This is a genomic window from Paraburkholderia madseniana, from assembly GCF_009690905.1.
Lineage (GTDB): Bacteria > Pseudomonadota > Gammaproteobacteria > Burkholderiales > Burkholderiaceae > Paraburkholderia > Paraburkholderia madseniana.
This window is the reverse complement of the sequence record NZ_VOSW01000376.1, coordinates 1-229: the sequence shown is the minus strand read 5'-3', so window position 1 is coordinate 229 and position 229 is coordinate 1. Positions and strand designations below refer to the sequence as shown.

1 protein-coding gene is annotated in these 229 nt (G+C 68.6%); it reads right to left on the bottom strand.

What is annotated here, in order from left to right:
* Positions 1-229 (bottom strand): helix-turn-helix domain-containing protein (locus tag FSO04_RS46195; RefSeq protein WP_166618404.1); only part of this gene is annotated, 229 nt, incomplete at both ends.

Here is a 229-nt window from a genome sequence, read left to right as displayed (position 1 = left end):
GCAGGATGTCGGTCACGGTGCTGGCCTGTGGCACCGCCTCAAAGCCCAGATCCTGCAGGCGCCGGCGGATCTTGCGCCCGCCCCAGCGCGGATGGGCCTGGCGCAGCCGCACCACTTCCTGCTCCATGGCAGCGGGGGTCTTCGAGGGACTGCTGGCAGGGCGCCGGGATTGATCTGACAGCGCGTTCTCGCCGCGATTGAGCCATTTGTAGCCGGTCTGCCGGCTGAT